Origin of the sequence: Okeania sp. SIO3I5 (assembly GCF_010672085.1) — a bacterium.
Taxonomy (GTDB): Bacteria; Cyanobacteriota; Cyanobacteriia; order Cyanobacteriales; family Microcoleaceae; genus Trichodesmium.
In genome coordinates this window covers 1-2,021 of the sequence record NZ_JAAHHT010000489.1, presented here as the reverse complement: position 1 = coordinate 2,021, position 2,021 = coordinate 1, and the positions used below count along the sequence as shown (strand labels likewise).

The 2,021-nt window shown below is 31.4% G+C and carries 1 protein-coding gene and 1 pseudogene; both read right to left on the bottom strand.

Features of this window, described 5'->3' with window-relative positions; translation table 11 throughout:
- Positions 1–405: 405 nt before the first annotated feature.
- Positions 406–1,125: pseudogene (locus F6K40_RS39910) on the bottom strand (ISAs1 family transposase); the annotation flags it as partial.
- A 33-nt stretch (positions 1,126–1,158) separates the two neighbouring features.
- On the bottom strand, positions 1,159–1,497 hold the full coding sequence (locus F6K40_RS39905; protein WP_293145781.1) for a transposase family protein: 339 nt from the start codon (positions 1,495–1,497) through the stop codon (positions 1,159–1,161).
- Positions 1,498–2,021: the final 524 nt, after the last annotated feature.

Sequence of the window (2,021 nt, the reverse complement as noted above, 5' to 3'; positions counted from 1 at the left end):
GGGAAACCCTGACCGCTGCGCATGACAGAGGTGATGTCCTCCCCCTGTATTGACATTGATAATAACAAAATGCTCCTAAAAGTGTCAAGGGCATATAAACGTTTAGCTTATGAAGGTATCCAAATCCTGGCCCAGGCTTTCATCCCGACGCTCCCCCTCCCCCCTTCCAAAGCAGGGCTTTTTCATTCTCCAAAATTAGTAGTTAATTTTTGGAAAAAAAATTATGTTTTTGCCCCCTCATAAGGTTTAATTCTAATTTAATTTATTCTGATTTTTTCTGGTAAATAACTTTCTCTATTTTTTTGATGCAAAAACTTAAGCCTATGCTTTTTACACAAAAGCTTATCCTTTTATTCTCAATGTTTATAAAATTTATTTTATGAAAAATGTATTTTTATTGTCTATTTAAGTAGAAAGTGCTAAAATTTTATCCCAATTATTTCCTAACCAATACATTCCTTGTTTTATTGAGTCAAAACCCAAACTTCGGTAAACATTCATAATTATTGTGTATAAAAGTGAAAGATTCCGAGCTGCTTCTAGCTTTTTTATTTTTGATTTATCTTCATTAAAAATTACATCTTTTACCCAATGTACTTGATTTTCTATTAACCAATGTCCTCTGATTTTCGCTGCAAATATTTCTGATGGTAACACTTTACTACTAATATAATACAAAGTTTCTTCAAACTTTTTATTTCCTCTTAGTCCTGTTCTATCTACCTTAATAAAGCTTTGAATATGAGGATAATTTTTATGTTTAATATTTTCGGCTTTAAATACACTAATTGTTCTCTTTATTTGACGTCCATGACTTTTATCCATTTCTTGATATATACTGATTGCTTCCTCTACTTTTGCTAGGTTTTTTAAGCGTTCAAATAACTTTATCTGATTTGCTTTTACCGTAATCAAATAATCATTTTTACTGTCAATTATTGTTTGAGTTGTTTGTTTATTGCAATGAAGTGCATCCAGAGTAAATATTTTATTCTTTAAACCGCAATCTCTTATCAGTTCTTGCACTTGCTTAATTTCTGAACTTTTTTTACTCTCAAATGTTTGGGATTTAACCACTAGCTTTGTTTTCTGACTAAAGCATGATATTGTTGTTAACATATTTTGGACTTTTTGTTCATAATTAGTTAAAGTATTTTTTCAACTTTTTCCATCAATTCCAATCCAATCTTCTTCATAAAATGAATAATTATTTGATATTATTTCATTGAATATTAATTGTATATCTGACTCTTTTACTCCCATCATTACTCTTCTTATCGTACTATATGAAGGTAACTTTTTCGATGGTATATTTAATACATTTATTAGTTTATTTTGATTGATTTTGCTAAACATTTCTATCTGTTTATAACTACTATTTCCGGTTAAAATACTTAAGACTATTATACTTAACACCACCCAAATTTTATGTCTTTTTCCCTGATTTTCACGAAAATCATTGACTTTTTTCAACTTCTCAAGTATGCTATTAATCATAATATGTTTATAGTAAAAATTAAGTGCTCTTTTTTGATTTTACCAACGAAAAGAGCGCCTTTATTTTTTTGGCGATCGCCGAGAATGAAAAAGCCCTGCTTTCCAAGGGGGGTTAGGGGGGATGGAGAGCGCGGGACTTCCCGCCAGGAAAGTTAAAAAATCATTATTCGTAATCATTGACCGTAAATCTGTTCCCTGTTCCCTGTTCCCTGTTCCCTATTCTCTGTTCCCTGTTCTCTGTTCCCTATTCCCTATTCCCTGTTCTCTTATGTCTAATAGAAAAGTTTTGTAAGTATTGTAAAGTTTTGCCGAATCAATAGAAAGATCTAGAAATCTATCAACTTTTATCCATCTTTGACAAAGAAAAGGTTTATTAGATATAATAGTGCCTTACGGGTGTAAAACATAAACTTGCCAACAGCCATTGACCTAATTTTAAATGGGTGAAAATCCTTTCTAGCGGAGGAAGACATAAGTCTATAGCCTCCCTCGTAGTTAAACCTATAAATCTAGAAAAGCAGAAG

Bases quoted from the DNA above. Each gene is read 5' to 3' on its own strand.
- F6K40_RS39905 (WP_293145781.1), bottom strand. From the start codon at position 1,497: ATGATTAATAGCATACTTGAGAAGTTGAAAAAAGTCAATGATTTTCGT.